Source organism: Marinovum sp. E3 (assembly GCF_055755275.1).
This window is the reverse complement of sequence record NZ_JBVTQV010000005.1, coordinates 87,996-103,500: the sequence shown is the minus strand read 5'-3', so window position 1 is coordinate 103,500 and position 15,505 is coordinate 87,996. Positions and strand designations below refer to the sequence as shown.

Annotated in this window: 14 protein-coding genes and 2 pseudogenes; 14 read left to right on the top strand and 2 right to left on the bottom strand. The window is 59.5% G+C overall.

The window, feature by feature from the left end; genetic code table 11:
* Positions 1–682: 682 nt before the first annotated feature.
* From repA to AC0J5K_RS21310, 8 genes and pseudogenes are all read left to right on the top strand, one after another.
* Positions 683–1,867, top strand: a complete 1,185-nt coding sequence (repA, locus tag AC0J5K_RS21345) for a plasmid partitioning protein RepA (protein WP_274563335.1) — start codon at positions 683–685, stop codon at positions 1,865–1,867.
* Positions 1,867–2,838 carry a plasmid partitioning protein RepB gene (repB, locus tag AC0J5K_RS21340; RefSeq protein WP_274563333.1) on the top strand — a complete coding sequence of 324 codons (972 nt, stop codon included), beginning with the start codon at positions 1,867–1,869 and terminating at the stop codon, positions 2,836–2,838. The genes repA and repB overlap by 1 nt, the downstream gene beginning before the upstream one ends.
* A gap of 240 nt (positions 2,839–3,078) precedes the next feature.
* Positions 3,079–4,374 carry a plasmid replication protein RepC gene (gene repC, locus AC0J5K_RS21335; RefSeq protein WP_274563331.1) on the top strand — a complete coding sequence of 432 codons (1,296 nt, stop codon included), beginning with the start codon at positions 3,079–3,081 and terminating at the stop codon, positions 4,372–4,374.
* Positions 4,375–4,518: 144 nt separating this feature from the next.
* Entirely contained in the window at positions 4,519–5,613 is a 1,095-nt protein-coding gene (locus tag AC0J5K_RS21330; protein ID WP_274563329.1) for a Fic family protein, read from the top strand.
* Between the two features lie 345 nt (positions 5,614–5,958).
* Positions 5,959–6,429, top strand: coding sequence for a hypothetical protein (locus AC0J5K_RS21325; RefSeq protein WP_274563327.1), 471 nt, complete (start codon positions 5,959–5,961; stop codon positions 6,427–6,429).
* 40 nt (positions 6,430–6,469) lie between these two features.
* A complete protein-coding gene (locus tag AC0J5K_RS21320) occupies positions 6,470–7,408 on the top strand; it encodes an ArdC family protein (protein ID WP_274563325.1) in 939 nt (312 codons plus the stop codon).
* A 70-nt stretch (positions 7,409–7,478) separates the two neighbouring features.
* Positions 7,479–7,868 (top strand): DUF3768 domain-containing protein, encoded by a 390-nt coding sequence (locus tag AC0J5K_RS21315; protein WP_274563323.1) that lies wholly within the window; start codon positions 7,479–7,481, stop codon positions 7,866–7,868.
* Positions 7,869–8,022: 154 nt separating this feature from the next.
* Positions 8,023–8,439: pseudogene (locus AC0J5K_RS21310) on the top strand (ParB/RepB/Spo0J family partition protein); the annotation flags it as partial.
* 26 nt (positions 8,440–8,465) lie between these two features.
* Here AC0J5K_RS21310 and AC0J5K_RS21305 read toward each other — a convergent pair.
* Positions 8,466–9,625, bottom strand: a protein-coding gene (locus tag AC0J5K_RS21305) for an IS3 family transposase (protein WP_203277091.1) whose coding sequence is annotated in 2 segments (ribosomal slippage) — positions 8,466–9,367 and positions 9,367–9,625 — 1,161 coding nt in all. Because the reading frame shifts where the segments join, the coding sequence is not laid out codon by codon here.
* A 68-nt stretch (positions 9,626–9,693) separates the two neighbouring features.
* Between AC0J5K_RS21305 and AC0J5K_RS21300 the strand changes: the two are divergent.
* From AC0J5K_RS21300 to AC0J5K_RS21280, 5 genes and pseudogenes are all read left to right on the top strand, one after another.
* Positions 9,694–11,262 (top strand): annotated as a pseudogene (locus tag AC0J5K_RS21300) (ParB/RepB/Spo0J family partition protein); the annotation flags it as partial.
* 72 nt (positions 11,263–11,334) lie between these two features.
* Entirely contained in the window at positions 11,335–11,928 is a 594-nt protein-coding gene (locus AC0J5K_RS21295) for a regulator (protein ID WP_274563590.1), read from the top strand.
* Positions 11,928–12,581 (top strand): DUF6927 domain-containing protein, encoded by a 654-nt coding sequence (locus AC0J5K_RS21290; RefSeq protein ID WP_274563588.1) that lies wholly within the window; start codon positions 11,928–11,930, stop codon positions 12,579–12,581. Before AC0J5K_RS21295 ends, AC0J5K_RS21290 begins: the two co-directional genes overlap by 1 nt.
* A gap of 126 nt (positions 12,582–12,707) precedes the next feature.
* On the top strand, positions 12,708–13,034 hold the full coding sequence (locus tag AC0J5K_RS21285) for a type II toxin-antitoxin system PrlF family antitoxin (protein WP_036562940.1): 327 nt from the start codon (positions 12,708–12,710) through the stop codon (positions 13,032–13,034).
* Positions 13,031–13,549 (top strand): type II toxin-antitoxin system YhaV family toxin, encoded by a 519-nt coding sequence (locus AC0J5K_RS21280; protein ID WP_274563581.1) that lies wholly within the window; start codon positions 13,031–13,033, stop codon positions 13,547–13,549. The genes AC0J5K_RS21285 and AC0J5K_RS21280 overlap by 4 nt, the downstream gene beginning before the upstream one ends.
* A gap of 250 nt (positions 13,550–13,799) precedes the next feature.
* Here the strand turns inward: AC0J5K_RS21280 and AC0J5K_RS21275 are convergent, their stop codons facing one another.
* A complete protein-coding gene (locus AC0J5K_RS21275) occupies positions 13,800–14,282 on the bottom strand; it encodes a MarR family winged helix-turn-helix transcriptional regulator (protein ID WP_274563579.1) in 483 nt (160 codons plus the stop codon).
* Between the two features lie 84 nt (positions 14,283–14,366).
* Here AC0J5K_RS21275 and AC0J5K_RS21270 point away from each other — a divergent pair, with 84 nt between their 5' ends.
* The gene (locus AC0J5K_RS21270; protein WP_274563578.1) at positions 14,367–15,266 is read left to right on the top strand and encodes an EamA family transporter; all 900 of its coding nucleotides are present in this window, start codon (positions 14,367–14,369) and stop codon (positions 15,264–15,266) included.
* Positions 15,267–15,505 lie beyond the last annotated feature (239 nt).

Genomic DNA, 15,505 nt, shown 5'->3' with positions numbered 1-15,505 from the left:
TACCGCAGCTACTGATCTACGCTGGCCGGCATGACGTCCTTGTAGCCGAAGGCATTCGGGCAATGTCTCGCGAACACGGAATCGAGGTGCTGAGAAGACTTAATGGCAGCGCAGGTTCTCCCCATTGGGTGCTTGTCTATGGTGTACTAGCCTCAGCACTTGAATGAGTTTCCGCTACTCGGCAAGATGGCCGAATGAATGGCAGTCGCTCGTGGACGGTAGCCTGGTCCTCGGCGTGTCTTCCGATGTAGTTAGGGCGCATCATTTGCATGTGGCAGCAGTCGTCACTTCCTAGTCAATTGTCGTCGACTCCCCTCCCCTGCCCCGCGGCGCTTCGTGTCCGGTGTGGCTCATTTTTAGTCAGCTACCTGGCTGCTCAACGTCTACCTGGAACCGATGTGCGACTAGGTCGATGACAGAAGGTGGCGAGATCGTTTTCACCACGTTTGGCGTCTGCATCTCGATGCTGATCTCGAGGAAGGGAGCATAGGATAAGGTACGAATGCTCGTTGTCACCACGTTTACAGCTGTAAACTCGGCGTAGATTGCGTTCGTGGATATAGTTCCCTGCCGTATGTTTAGACACTAAATAGAGGAAAAATCTTGACTTAGCCGCGTGAATCGCTGCTTTTATCCTCAAGTGGCGTGAAAAAGGCCACATTTTGGAAATTGAGGCAACCAGATGATTCCCGTGACACCATTGGCAAATGAGCGCCCATCGGCACTTGCGACCGAGATATCCGAACGGCTCAACGCTGCGATCAGAGAGCACCTACTATCTGCTTTTGCCCCAGACAATTCAAAAACGCTACGTTCTTTTTCAGCTCCAGAAACTGCTGAACTCTTGGGTGTGTCCGGGCAATTCATGCGAAAGGTCCACGCCGAAGGGACACTTCCGGAGCCCGAAGACATCCGGGGTGGCAGGCGGTACTACACAGCCCAAGAGATATGGGATGCCCGCGAAATCCTGGAAAAAACCTCTCGGAAGAAGGGGCGGTATATGCCTCGCCGCTCCGGCGAGGAAAAGCTGCAGATTTGGCAGTTGATGAATTTCAAAGGCGGTTCAAGTAAAAGCACAACGAGCGTCCACCTCGCTCACTACTTTTCTCTTCGGGGCTATCGGGTCTTGGCGTTGGACCTGGATCCACAGGGGTCGCTCACATCAATGTGTGGGATTAGCCCCGAGATCGAGTTTGATGGACTGACCGTTTATGATGCGATCCGCTACGACGATCCGGTCAGCATGGCGGACGTTGTCGTTCAGACATATTTTCCCGGGCTCTCGATTGCGCCTTCACGCTTGATGTTGTCGGAATTTGAGACGGAATCGGCCGTTCATTCGAACCCGGACCAACCATTCTTTACCCGCATCCGGAATGCCTTGGCGCAGGTCGAGGATGATTTTGACATTGTTCTGATGGATAGCCCGCCACAACTGGGTTTCTTGACCATTGCAGGGATGGCTGCCGCCAGCTCCCTTATCGTTCCTCTAACTCCATCGATGTTGGACGTTTCTTCAACAGCTCAGTTTCTCGAGCTGGCTGGAGCTTACATGGGTGTGATCGAAGATGCTGGCGCATCTCTGCAGTATGATTTCTTTAAGTTTCTCATCACTCGAGACGAACCAACGGACGTGCCTTCTCAGCAGCTGACCTCATTCATGCGGGCTCTGTTTCAAGACCGGGTCATGTCGTCAACTGCTTTGAAGAGCACAGCAATCAGTGATGCCACCATGCTCAAGCAGTCGATTTATGAAGTGGTGCGTTCGGAGATGACACGCGCCACATATGATCGGGCCAAGGGCTCGATGGATGCGGTCGGGCTCGAAGTGGAAACGATGATCCATCAATCGTGGGGGCGTAAGTAATGGCTAGGAAATCTCTTCGCGAAATGTCGGGAATTGCCAACACAATCGCCCGTTCCGGCGGATCACTGCCAGAGAGAGCGCCAAAGACCAGCGCTCCGGCTTTGGGGGCTCTTCAAGGCTCTTTGGCATCTATCCGTGAGATTGATCCCAATCTGATAGACGACTGGGGGCCAGTAGACCGGCTTGAGGAGTTTACAGCTGTAAACGTCGAAGACGACGACGAGAGCTTCGAACGATTAAAGAGCAGCATTCGCGAAGGCGGGCAGCAAGTGCCTATACTCGTTCGGCGGTCAAAAGCCGCTGACGGGCGCTTTGAAGCAATCTACGGGAGGCGCCGCTTAAAGGCCTGTCGCGAACTCGGCATGAAGGTACGTGCAAACGTCCAAGATATTGATGATGCTACGGCCTTGCTGGCGAAAGGATTGGAGAATGCAGCGCGCCGCAACCTGTCTTTCTACGAGAAGGCAAGGTTCGCCGAGGCCATCCAAAATGCTGGCCACGATGGAGCAACTGTTCGGCAGGTTCTAAACCTGTCGGCGTCAGGTCAGTCACACCTTACGAAGGTGACGCAGAATGTCCCAGTCAAGATCGGTGACCTCATTGGCGCGGCGCCAAAGTCCGGCCGCCCGAGGTGGACGGAGTTGGCCGAGCTCTTTCTCTCTAGGAAGCTCACTGAACGTACGGCTCTCGATATCTTGGCTAAGATCAGGGCAACATCGAATTCAGACGAGCGCCTTGAATTGCTCATTAAGGAAGCGACTAAGCGCGGCGCGAAGAACTCGCGCGAAACTCGGGAGATCACGCCCGTAGAGGGAGTGACGATCAAAGCTGGTCGCGCAACACTGTCACTTTCGGTGAAGAAGTCTGGCGCAAACGCTGAGTTTGCAACCTGGCTTGAGAGTAATCTCGCGGAAATAATCAAGCAATCCTATGCTGAATTTACGGATGTAAATTCAGTGGATGACAACTGAGGACGAGCAGAAAGGAGGAACGGCAAACAAAGAAAACCCCCGAAACCGGAGCTTCGAGGGCTGCTGCGCAGAGCGCAATTCTTAGATTAGACACCTAGAATCTAGCAGCCAACGAATCATCACACAAGAGAAAACGCTTCTGAGCGAACGGGATTTTTTTGCCGCTTACATAAAATGACAAAATTGAATGATGCTCCGCATGGAGCGACTGGGACAGTCATGCCTCAGAACGGCGGAGGTATGTCCAATATCAACCAACCCTCGGGATGGCGCAAAGCGACGGCCGGACTGGCGGTTGCTGAACAGCACGCACAAGCTGGTGAAAGAGCAGCCGTGCCCAAAACACAGGCCTTTGTCGCCGTGAAACGCGTTGGTGCGCATATAGGCCTCAAGGCTGGCGACATGCTGCTTCTCGACACGCTTGGGGCATTCACGCAAGCCCAGGACTGGGAAGAGGGACAGCGTCCGATCGTCTGGGCGTCCAACTCTTATCTGATGGAGCAAACAGGCTTCTCGCTCTCGGCGCTCAAGCGCCATTCCCGGCGTCTGGCCGAGATCGGCGTGATTGCCTTCAAGGACAGCCCTAATGGCAAGCGGTGGGGCCACAGGGACGCTGACGGCCGTATCATCGAGGCCTATGGCTTTGATTTATCGCCGCTTTCGGCTCGCGCCGAAGAGTTTGAGCGGCTACATGCTGAACTGCAGGCTGAACGTGAACTCTGCCAGCGCCTGAAGCGCCAGATCACAGTTGCGCGCCGAATGATCCGCGCGAGGATCGAAGCGGCCCAAGGGGGCGCTCTGAGTGGCCCCTGGACACAGCTCTCACGTCTCTTTGAGGATCTTCTGGACCGCTTGCCACGCCGGAACACGGCCTCTGAGGCGCTTGCGCGGCTCCTAGAATGGTTCAGGGAACTTCAGGAGCGTGTCGAGACGACCTATCTCAAGGCAGTTCGTGCGGATGAAGTTGTGGAAAACATGCCTACAACCCCGGAGCAAAGACTTCAAAAGACTCAAGAAATGAACCCCAGGGAGGTCATTTCTGATCCTCATATACTAATTACAAATCAACTTAATCCTGTAATCTGTAAGTCCTCAGAAAAAGAGAACGCAGCGGGCGTGGTGCCAAATGCGCCACCGGAAGAGAGGGTGGATAGGGAACTAGAAGACTGGGTAGCTGAAACACGTAAGAAACGTGGTGCAGCGCTTGATTTGCCGACTGTGATGCAGGCTTGTCCTGAATTCGCGTCCTGGGCACGCAATATGGGCGGTTATTTGAAGGATTGGGGCGATCTTCATCGCGTTGTCGGGCAACTCAGGCCGATGATCGGTGTCTCAGAACACGCTTGGAACCTCGCTCAGGACCGTCTCGGACCCCAAATCGCGACAGCAGCGCTGGTTCTCACGTTCGACAAGCATTGCGCCGGCGAAGTGGCGTCTCCGGGCGGATATCTGCGGGGTATGGTCGAGAAGGCTGGGGCAGGGGACCTGCATCTCGAGCGCAGTTTCTACGGTCGGCTCAGCGGACAGGCGGCGTAATGGGAAGGGTAGCAGTTATCCCGCGTTTGAAGTTCCAGGTCGAGCACGCGGAGATTGCCGCCCTTTTTCTCCGCACCTTCTGCGGTGTTTGCTGTTGTCTTGCGGAGATTGTGCCGTATAATCTCCGCAAGGAATGCGTAAAATATGACCTACATTCACGAACTCCCTGATTGGCCCCAGTTTACCTGGGACAAGGCCAAACTTTCGTCACAACTTGCTGCGGTCCGCCACCGCCAAGGCAAGCTCTTGGGACGCATGCAGGGTCTTGGCTTTGATCTTCGCAACGAGGCGATGCTCAGAACACTAACCAGTGATGTCGTCAAAAGCAGCGAGATCGAGGGGGAGATGCTCGACAGGGATCAGGTCCGGTCGTCCATTGCGAAACGTCTGGGTCTCGACGTTGGCGGGCTGATCCCGTCGGATCGTCATGTCGATGGGGTCGTCGAGATGATGCTGGAAGCGACCCAAGCGTATGACCAGCCACTGGACGCGGAGCGCCTGTTCGGTTGGCATGCGGCCCTCTTCCCGACCGGGCGAAGCGGAATGACCCGGATCAGGGTGGGAAATTGGCGTGACGGTCCCATGGAGGTTGTATCAGGACCCTATGGCCGCGAACGGGTGCATTTTGAGGGGCCTGCGGCCAACCGGCTGGAAACCGAGATGGCGCGGTTTTTGGAATGGTTTGACCAGCCCCCCGAAACAGATCCCGTCATACATGCCGCCATCGCCCATCTTTGGTTTGTCACCATCCACCCGTTCGATGATGGCAATGGTCGCGTTGCGCGCGCGATCGCAGACATGGCCTTGGCGCGTTCTGAGCTCAGTGCGCAGCGGTTCTACAGCATGTCGACGCAAATTCGGCAGGAGCGGAGCGCTTATTACGACATGCTCGAGACGACGCAGAAAGGCGGGCTTGATGTCACGGCGTGGCTCGTTTGGTTCTTGGCTTGCTTGGACCGCGCATTCGATGGCGCAGAGATCATCCTTGAGGCTGTGTTCCAGAAGGCCCGGTTCTGGGAGAAACATGGAACTGCCAACATAAATGACCGGCAGCGGGACATGCTGAACCGCCTGCTGGATGGGTTCGACGGAAAACTCACGACGTCGAAATACGCGAAGATCGAGAAGTGTTCACAGGATACGGCCTATCGCGACATTCTCGATCTGATCGACTTGGGAGCCCTTGAGAAAGATGAGGCTGGCGGACGTAGCACCAGCTATTCACTGGCCGCGACGTAAGAGCCTTGTCTTAGGCAGAGCCCCAGACGTCGACTCCAAGCAAGTATCAGACAAGCACCGGTGAGGCTTGCCGGTATGTTCATAATCCTAAATCGTTGATAAGGTGTGCCAATCAACCGGTTTAAACAATTCTTTGCCGATGTACGTTGCCGATCTTGAGGTGCTGAGTGCAATGAAGGTGAACCGTGGAACTGACGGCCTTGGAATTCCTCGGCCTGTGCCTCCGGGCGGGCAGAAAGGGAAAGTTTCCTTCGGGTTATGTGACTGACGGATGAGGGCCTTTGGGAACCCTCAGACGGGTCCGGGCCGGATTCCGGTCTGTCTTTCCTGATTAAGGGCATTCTCATGCAAACGGATGTCTTACGCGTAGTGCGCGCAACTGCTGCCTTCTGGTGGCGGCATAGAGAGCTGCACAGAACTGGCCAAACGGCGCTGGCGCGGCAGCTCGAACGCGAGACTGTCCTGCGTGATCTGGGCTATCTCAGGCAGGCGGCGACAATGCCGGACGCGCATGTGATCTGCGGGGAGGGTGGCACTTTCCTGCATCTCGGCTGGACCACCGTGTCGACTCTCACGCCGATCGAGTGCTTTCCCTTGGCCGCCCTGGCGGTCGCACGAGGGACGCCCCTCATCGATATCCGGCCCATCACCGATGTCATCGCCTTCGCGAACCTGCCGCAGGTGAGGCGGGACGGATCGGTCAACCCTGAGCATTCGGGTGTCGGCAGGTCTGTCACGCTGTCCACCTACATCGACATGGTCGAAGAGCTCGGCGCAAGCATCACCAACGATCCGCGCCCCTGTCGGTCAACCTAGTCGCCACTCCCTCTCATCAACACTCGAAAGGAGGCCAGCCATGGCCCGATCCCGCACGCCCAAATTCGATGCCTCCGAGGTCATCACCAACGAAATCATCCGCATCATCGAGCGCGGCGTCCTGCAGTGGCGCAAGCCCTGGACCGCAGGTGGCAGCTCACGTCCCCTGCGCGTGGGCGGTGAGCCCTACCAGGGGGTCAACAACTTCCTGCTGACGATGCGCACCGTGATGGCGGGCCACAGCTCGCCCTTCTGGATGACGCTGCCGCAGGCCAATGCCTTGGACGCAAAAGTGCGCAAGGGCGAAAAATCCTCTGTCGTCGTCTATTACGGCCAAAGCCGGAAAGACGCGGGCGGCGAGGGCGACCGCAGCGATGGTGATGATCACTGCGAGGAAGCCCGCGTCTTCCGCTTCCAGAAATCCTACCGCGTCTTCAATGCCTGCCAGATCGAGGGGTTACCTGATAGCTTCCATCCCGAGCCGGACCCGGTGCCTGAGCATCCGCCGTCCGAGCCCATCCCGCATATGCAGGCGTTTTTTGACGCCATCGACATCACGACCGTTTTCACGGGAACAGAAGCCTACTATTTGCCGCCCGTGGACAAGGTCTTCATGCCGTCGATCGCGCGGTTCGAGAACCCGCGGAACTTCTACGGGGTCTGGGCACATGAACTAGCCCATGCCACGAAAGCCCCGCATCGCCTGAACCGTGATTTTGGTATTTCGAAGTTCGGCAACACCTCCTACGCGCGGGAAGAAATCGTCGCGGAACTGACCTCCGTATTCCTGGGACAAACGCTCGGCTTCACGGCCCATACGCTCGAGATGAATGCCGCTTACCTCTACAACTGGCTGCGGGTGCTGCGCTCGGACAAGCAGGCGATTTTCAAGCACGCGGCCGATGCGCAGCGCGCCTGTGATTACCTGATCGCGCGATCAGAGGCGGGCAGGGCAGGGGAGGTCGACCAGGCCGCTTGAGGAGATGTGTGTCGGCAAAGGGAAAGCAGGCTTTGGGAAGAGTGTTTCAAACTTCTCAAAGGACAGACCTATGACCAACGCAGCACAGCCTCTGACAGACCGCCCAGACCCCGCCTTAATCGCCGCGCAGAACGACGCGTTTCGCAAGCTCGCGTGCCTTGGAGTGCCGCCCGCGCAGCCCATCCAGGGCCGCATGCATGTCACCCGCTCGCTTATGGAGGCGGGGGACGGCTTCATGGCCGAGGCGGTGAAGGCCACTGGTGAGTTCGACACTTTCGAGCCTGAGAATGATCCCGAGGGATGGCATGATTTCGGGGCGGTCGAGATCCGGGGCGAGACCGTGTTCTGGAAGATCGATCTCTATGAGGCAGGCTCTGATTTCCGTTACGCGGCTGAGACCCCGGACAATCCCGCCACCACCACGCGCGTGCTGACCATTATGATGGCGCGCGACTGGTAAAGGGGCAGGGGACGCCTCCCCCTGACATCTCAGACGATGAAGGCCCGCTGCCCCTCAAAAGGCAAAGCGGGCCTTCTGTCGTTTTGATCCCCGAAGCCGGGGATTGGTCGCGCGCCAGCGCGGGCCGCACCATACCCATCGAAAAGGACATCCTATGACCGCAAGTTTCAAACCCGTCTCCGTCGCTATCGGCGATCTGACCGCCCATCCCGCCAACGTGCGCAGCAACTCCCCGGAAACCTATGACCCCGAGAACATCGCGCATCTCAAAGCCAGCATCGCCGTTCTGGGCCTGCTCCAGCCGCTCCTGGTCCAGAAGCTTGACGGCAAATACGCCGTCCTCGCTGGTGGGCGGCGCCATGCCGCGCTGAAGGAGCTGGTCGCCGACAAGGTCGCGAAGGGGTTCACCGCGAAAACCAAGATCGACTGCCGCCTCGTGCCGGACGATTGCGACGTCACCACGGCGCTGTCGCTCGCCGAGAACATCACCCAGGCACCCATGAATGCGATTGACGAGTTCGAGGCCTTCGCGCGGATGATGGAGGTCGATGGCCAGACGCCTGAGACCATCTGACCTGCCCCCCGCTGGTCCCTCGCTCATGACGAGAGTCTGCCGGTTTGATTTTGGTAGTCGTCGGTTTCGGGCTTGGCAAGCGTGGCAGGCGCGGAGCCCTCAAATAGCTCAAGCGCCTGCCGCGCTTGCTTTGGCGTTCTGTTCCCCAGCGAAGAGTGCGGCCTGACGTTGTTGTAATCGTAGCGCCACAGCGCCAGCTTGCGGCGGGCATCGTCGAGGGTATCGAACAGCTCTTCATTGAGAAGCTCGTTCCGCAGGCTGCCGTTGAATGACTCGATAAAGGCATTCTGCTGCGGTTTTCCGGGGTCGATGTAATGCCAATCCACGCCGTTCCTGTCGGCCCATCTCAGGATTGCCCGGCTGGTGAATTCCGTGCCGTTATCACTGACAATGCAAGCAGGCTTTCCGTAGATCCGGACGAGCGCGTCCAGTTCTCGGGCAACTCGCTCACCTGAAATGCTGGTGTCTGCCGCCAGGCACAGGTTTTCCCGGCAGCAATCATCATTCACGGCCAAGATGCGAAACTTCCGCGACGCCCCGAAGCTGTCCGACAGGAAATCCAGGGACCAGCGCTGGTTGGTCTGTGTGGCTTCAGGCATTGGCGTTCTCGAGCCCCGGGCGCGTTTACGGCCCCGCCGTCGTTTCACTGCAAGGCCCTCCTCTCGGTAGAGGCGGTAAAGCTTTTTGTGGTTCATGATCATGCCTTTTCTCTCAAGCAGCACGCCGATCCGCCGGTAGCCGAACCGGCGGCGTCTGCCAGCGATCTCCTTCATCTCCTGGCGGATCTCAGGATGGTCGGGCGGGCGTTCGCGCCGGACCGTCTTGGGGTCGACACCGACAAGCCGGCAGGCCCTGCGCTGCGAGATGCCATGATCCCGCATCGCATTGAGCGCTGCCTCTCGCCGCTCCTTCGGTGCCGTCAGCTTTTTCCCAGCAGGTCTTTCAGAACCACATTGTCGAGCATCGTGTCTGCCAGCAGCCGCTTCAGCTTGCCGTTCTCATCTTCCAGCGCCTTCAGCCGCGCGGCCTCTGACACCTCCATGCCGCCATACTTGGACTTCAGCTTGTAAAAAGTCGCCGGGCTCAGGCCGTGCCGACGGCACACCTCCGCTGTCGGCATCCCGGCTTCCTGCTCTTTGATCATCCCGATGATTTGCGCCTCGGTGAAACGGCTCTTACGCATTCGTCTGCTCCTTTAGAGTTGGCGCAGACTCTACATCATGGTGAGGGATTTTGCGGGGGGCAGGTCACATCGCAAAGACTTTCGGCACGACCGTTGCCGCCGTGAAAGGCCGGTTGCGCTACGGGCTGATCCACCCCGATATCCGCGCCGCCGCTCGGGCGAAGACGATCACGCTCGACACGATGAAGGCCTTTGCCGAGCACCCGAGCCAGGAGGTTCAGCGCGAGGTCTACGAGGCGCTCACCAAGGAAGACAGCTATCTGCAGGCCTATACCGTCCGGCAAGCGCTCAAATCCCGCGGCGTGCAGGTCAGCGACGATATCGGAGCCTTCGTGCGCGCGGACTACGAGGCGCGTGGCGGTGCCGTCGCGGCTGACCTTCTGGAAGAGCATTCCGTGCTCGAGGATGCGGCGCTGGTCGAGACCATCCTGCTCGAAAAGCTCACCGCCACCGCCGAGGACGCCCGCGCCAAACTGGGCTTTGCCTGGGCCGATGCGATGGTGCGCTATGATTACGCGACCATGGCCGACTACGGCCGCGTTTATCCCGGCCCGATCGAGCCTGATGAGGCAGCGCAAAAGCGCGTGGATGAAATCACCGCCGAACTCGAGAAACTGCAGCTTGAGATGGAGGATGAAGGGCTCGAGGACAGTGCCTACAATGCCCTTTACGAGCGCGTGGACGCTCTGGAAGAGGAAGCCCGCGACCTGCAGGAGGCCTACAGCGCCGAGGACCTGGCGCGGTCTGGGGTGATCGCGTCGTGGCAGGGTGGGCAGATCACGCTCCATGTTGGCCTCGTCCGCCCGGAGGACACCGCGAAAGAGGAGGGCGCGCCCAGTTCCTCGACCAACACCACCGGAGAGGAGGCCCCCGACGCTGGCGAAATCACCTATCCGGCCTCGCTGGCAGAGGACCTCAAGACCGAGCGGGCCACGGCGCTCGGGGCGGCGATGGCGCTGCATCCCGAGGCCACGCTCGATCTGACGCTCTTCAAGCTGGTCAGTGACGTTCTGGCCAGTGGCATGAGTGTCACGCAGGCGATCAAGATCGATGCCCGCAAGGAATACCGCAGCCACGCCAAGATGGACGAGATCGACGAGACCTCGCTCGAGCAGGTGGCGGCGGCGCATGATGCGCTTGATCTCTCGTGGCTCGATGACACCTGCCCGCCAGCTGATCAGTTCGCGGCGTTTCGCGCGCTGGAGGCAGGGGAGAAGGCCAAGCTCGTGGCCTATGCGACGGCGAGCACGACGCAGTCCTGCTTCGCGCGGGACCGCCAGCGCGACAGCCTGATGCATGACTTCGAGATCGAGATCATGCCCGACATTCGCGCGCATTGGACGCCGAACGCTGCGCTGTTCAATCGCTTCAAGAAGGCCTGGCTCCTGAAGATCCTCGGCGATGATCTGGGTCTGGCCCAGGAGGCGGTGACGCTGGCCTCCTCAAGCAAGAAGGAGATCGTCGCCTTCTGCGACAAGCTCTTTGCCGAGCCCTTCGCCACGCTCACCGACGCGCAGCGCACTGCCGTGGCCGCATGGTGCCCGCCCATGATGCAGACCGCCGGTGTCGCCTTGGATGAGGCAGAGCCTACTGCGGAAACCTCCGAGCCTGACAGCGACATCGCACAAGCGGCCTGAGCCCTCATGCGACCCGCGCGAGGCATTCTCTGCGCGGGTCCACCCTCTCACACCCAACCGAAAGACATCCCCATGGCTATTCTCAAGTTCTCCGCGTCCGCTGTCGCGGCGCAGATCGCCCATGCGCGCGCCTGCAAGACCTTCCTGCCCAACTGGAACGGGCCCGTGGACAGGCCTGCTCTCATCCTCATCGTCGGCAATGGCGTGCATCTGCGCTCCAATGGCATCGATGGCACAACCACCCGCATCGTCACCACCGACCAAGCCGATCCCTCCTTTGCTTTCGCCGACGGCATGAACCCGTTCCGGGACACCGACTGGATGGCGCAGCGCCGCATGGCGTTTCGCGATCTGACCGGCCAGTTCTACACCGACATCCTGGATGACGTGCAGGTGCTCATCGACCGGAGGCGGGGTGCCATCCGGCTCGCCACCGATGGCCACAGCATCCGTGTCTTCGTGCGCCGCGCTTCGGACTATCTGATCGGCGGAACCTACGAGGTGCTCTCGGGCCTCGGCGGCACCTTCCGGGTCATCCTCAAGGATGCCTGCGACACCTTCGCGATCGTGCAGAACTGCGGCAATTGCGAGGATTTCGACGCCATGCAGCCCTACCGCGTACCGCTCGATGCGCTGATGGAAGTCGATGACCGGAGGGTGGCTTGATGGGTTGGCTCTTTTACACCGACCGCCGCGTCCAGACCTACGCGGATGAGAAAGCGGAGATCACCCGGCTTTGCAGCTTCGAGGGCGACACGCGCAAAACCGAACTGGTCAAAGCCTGCAAGGTCGGCTCGACCTGGTATGTGGCGGCAAGGGTCACCAGTTTCGACGGCAGCCCTGTCGAGGACGCGACCTATGTCACCGATCCTGACGGCTCGATCACCTTCGGCGCTGTCTTCCTCACCCGATACGATGACGGCTGCTGGGGCTACAAGGACATGGAGGAAAGCGCGGGACCGAACGAGTCGCGGGCTCCCCTTGGGCTGATCGAGCTCCTCTCCGACCTGAAAGACCCCGACAGCTACGCCCGGGACTGGCGTCAGCGCTGCCGGGATTGGGCTGCGATCCCGGACTACGAGGAAGGCGACAAGATCAAGCTCGCCACCCCTGTGACGCTCACCGATGGCAGCACCTGCCAGATCGTCACCGCGACGCACTACAGGCGGGGGCGGCAAAAACGCCGCTGCTACCGCATCGAGGAAACCGGTGGGCTCGTACGCCTGTCGAAGGCCTCGCTTACGGGCTCAGAGCTGCTCAGCTCCGCGAAAGGTGCTGCTAGCCCAGTGCTGGCGGAGTATCTCGCGGGGCGAGAATAGGTGCTGCGCCGGACAGTTGATCGACCTGCCCGGCGACAGCAGATCCTGCGGCTTATCTTGACAAGGCAATGCAAATGCATTACCTATCGCGGGCAGCAAAGCCCCCCATCCTTTAAGGAGACTGCCATGACAGCGCTCGCACAAGATGTCTCGAAACTCACGGACCGGTATCAGACGACCGTGCCGGCGGGTGTGCGCAAACAGCTAAAGTTGGGTAAGGGCGACCAGATTCGTTACTGTACCGAGCCGAGTGGCCGGGTCTATATCGAACCCGTGCGCAGCGACGAGGATGATCCCGCGCTCGGCGCCTTTCTCGATTTTGTCGAGGCCGATATCAAGGCGCATCCGGATCGCATTCGGGCGTTCGATGGGGCTTTGCATGACCGTCTTGCAGCACTGGTCGGAGACGTTGATGTCGATCTCGATGCGCCACTATCACTCGAGGATGAATGAGCGGCGATAGCGTGCCCGCCCAAGCGCCCCTTGTCGTAAACGGATGGTCGATTTATGCGCATCCGCTCTTTCTGGACCAGCTCGAAGGGCTGATCGAGGAAGTCGAGGCGCGTAAGGCACGCGACCCCAAGACCTGGCGCAAGAAAAATTCCACAAAACGGCTGGCCGCCATCTTCAAGCTGGTCACCGAGGCCATACCGGCGGACCCGGGTGCCGCCGCCTACCGGCAAGGCGGCACACTCGGCGATCACCGCAAGCACTGGTTCCGGGCTAAATTCTTCCAGCAGTATCGGCTGTTCTACCGCTTCAACAGCGATGCGAAGGTCATCGTGCTGGCTTGGGTGAACGACGACAAGACCCTGCGCGCCTATGGCAGCAAGACGGATGCCTATGCGACATTCAAAGGGATGCTGGAAGACGGCAACCCACCTGACAATTTCGACGCGCTCTTGAAAGAAGCTGCTGCGGCGTACAAGCGGTTCGAGACGTCCCTTGAAGCGGCGCCTGATCGGTAAGTGGGGTCGAATGCTGAAGGCGGCAGAATCCTAAGCTAAGGTTGTCCGTAATGGGGTCGTTTGGCGTTACAATCTCCCAGCATCTTTGAGCCGAGTGAAATAGGCGACATTGGTGTGTCATGTGGCTGGTAAGATGAAATTCTCAGAAGCCCCACCGTATCCGTACATTTGCCGTTCGCTGCAACGTATATGAACTGGTAAGGTGCGGACAAAGCCCCAATTCGCTGCGGCTGTGCCAATGGCTGTTTTCCTATTCTGCCGCCGCCATCAGCTTTCGCAAGGCACCATCCAGCGCAGCGATCTCCTCGTCGCTGAGCGCCGCCAGTAGTGATCGCTGCGTCTCCACATGCTCCGCGACGGCCACGTCGATCAACGCGAAGCCCTTTTTCGTCAGCTTCACCACCGCACGGCGGGCGTCCTTCGGGTCCGTCGTCCGGGTGACCAGGCCCAGCTTGGCCAGTTGGTCGATGCGATTGGTCATCGTGCCGGAGGTGATCATCATAGCTGCCATCAATTCGCCCGGTGACAGCGCATGCGGTGGCGTAGATCGGCGCAGGGTCGCCAAAACGTCGAACCCGGCGGCGTTGAGGCCGTGGCGGGCAAAGGTCTCGCCCATGCGCCGGGCATTGTGGTGGAACACGCGCGACAAACGCCCGACCGGCCCCATGGCGCTGACATCGAGGTTGGGCCGCGCTTGCCGCCATTGTTCGAGTATTCGGTCTACGAGATCCATGCGTGCAGTCTAGCGGGTGGTTGTCTTGACATCAAGATATCTTGCTATTATCTTGATGTCAAGAGAAATGGAAGGAGCCCCCCCATGCCCCGCTCTCTCGATCTGTTCCTGACCGCGATTGCCCCCGCTGTCTGGGGCAGTACCTATATCATCACGACTGAGCTGCTTCCGGACGGCTACCCGATGACGGCGGCGATGCTGCGGGCCTTGCCAGCGGGCATCCTGCTACTCATGTTAACTCGCACCTTGCCGCACGGGAAATGGCTGGTCCGGTCCTTCGTGCTTGGCGCGCTGAACTTTTCGATCTTCTGGTGGCTCCTGTTCGTCGCCGCCTACGAACTCCCCGGCGGGATTGCTGCCACGGTCGGGGCGATCCAGCCGCTGATCGTACTCTACCTGTCGAAGCTGTTGCTCGACCAAGGCATCCGCCCGGCGGCTGTGATCGCCGGAATCGGCGGCATCCTCGGCGTGGCGCTGCTGGTCCTGACGCCCCGCGCCGCGCTGGATTGGGTAGGCATTCTCGCAGCTCTCGGCGGCGCAGTTTCAATGGCGTTCGGCACCGTGCTGACCCGTAAATGGCAGCCGCCGGTGTCTGCGCTGACCTTCACATCGTGGCAGTTAACGGCGGGTGGTCTTATCCTGTTGCCCTTGGCACTCTGGGCCGAACCGGCGCTGCCGCCGCTCGACACGGGCGCGGTTCTCGGTTTCATCTATCTCGGTTTGATCGGCGGTGCCTTGACCTATTTCTTTTGGTTCCGCGGCATTGCGCGGCTCGGCCCCGCAACGGTGGCCCCGCTCGGCCTGCTCAGCCCCGTTGCCGCGACACTGCTTGGGCTTCTGATTCTGGGCGAGTCGTTGACCCTACTACAGACCACTGGGATGCTTCTGGTCCTCGTCAGCGTCTGGCTCGGCCAGCACGCGCAACGCACTGTCCCGATGCCCGCGCCGCAAGCGCCCGCTGCACCGATGTCAGCGAAAACTTGACGGACGCGGAAATCGAAAGGAGACGAAAATGACCCAGCCAATCTTCTGCTCGTCACCGGCTCTCTGCGCGCGGATCGTATACGCGCGGCCGCCTGAGACAGACACCCCAATCACAGTTTTTTGGTCAAATTCACGGATGCGGGCATTCGTGCGTAACGCAGCATCGGTCAAACTGGGCTCCTAGCTGTCGATCGCCGCGCGCTGCCTCAATGTCGGCTTTTTGATCAATAAATTCAGCT

Coding starts and splice junctions, on each gene's coding strand:
- repA (WP_274563335.1), top strand. CDS start 683: ATGATTCCCGTGACACCATTGGCAAATGAGCGCCCATCGGCACTTGCG.
- repB (WP_274563333.1), top strand. CDS start 1,867: ATGGCTAGGAAATCTCTTCGCGAAATGTCGGGAATTGCCAACACAATC.
- repC (WP_274563331.1), top strand. CDS start 3,079: ATGTCCAATATCAACCAACCCTCGGGATGGCGCAAAGCGACGGCCGGA.
- AC0J5K_RS21330 (WP_274563329.1), top strand. CDS start 4,519: ATGACCTACATTCACGAACTCCCTGATTGGCCCCAGTTTACCTGGGAC.
- AC0J5K_RS21325 (WP_274563327.1), top strand. CDS start 5,959: ATGCAAACGGATGTCTTACGCGTAGTGCGCGCAACTGCTGCCTTCTGG.
- AC0J5K_RS21320 (WP_274563325.1), top strand. CDS start 6,470: ATGGCCCGATCCCGCACGCCCAAATTCGATGCCTCCGAGGTCATCACC.
- AC0J5K_RS21315 (WP_274563323.1), top strand. CDS start 7,479: ATGACCAACGCAGCACAGCCTCTGACAGACCGCCCAGACCCCGCCTTA.
- AC0J5K_RS21295 (WP_274563590.1), top strand. CDS start 11,335: ATGGCTATTCTCAAGTTCTCCGCGTCCGCTGTCGCGGCGCAGATCGCC.
- AC0J5K_RS21290 (WP_274563588.1), top strand. CDS start 11,928: ATGGGTTGGCTCTTTTACACCGACCGCCGCGTCCAGACCTACGCGGAT.
- AC0J5K_RS21285 (WP_036562940.1), top strand. CDS start 12,708: ATGACAGCGCTCGCACAAGATGTCTCGAAACTCACGGACCGGTATCAG.
- AC0J5K_RS21280 (WP_274563581.1), top strand. CDS start 13,031: ATGAGCGGCGATAGCGTGCCCGCCCAAGCGCCCCTTGTCGTAAACGGA.
- AC0J5K_RS21275 (WP_274563579.1), bottom strand. CDS start 14,282: ATGGATCTCGTAGACCGAATACTCGAACAATGGCGGCAAGCGCGGCCC.
- AC0J5K_RS21270 (WP_274563578.1), top strand. CDS start 14,367: ATGCCCCGCTCTCTCGATCTGTTCCTGACCGCGATTGCCCCCGCTGTC.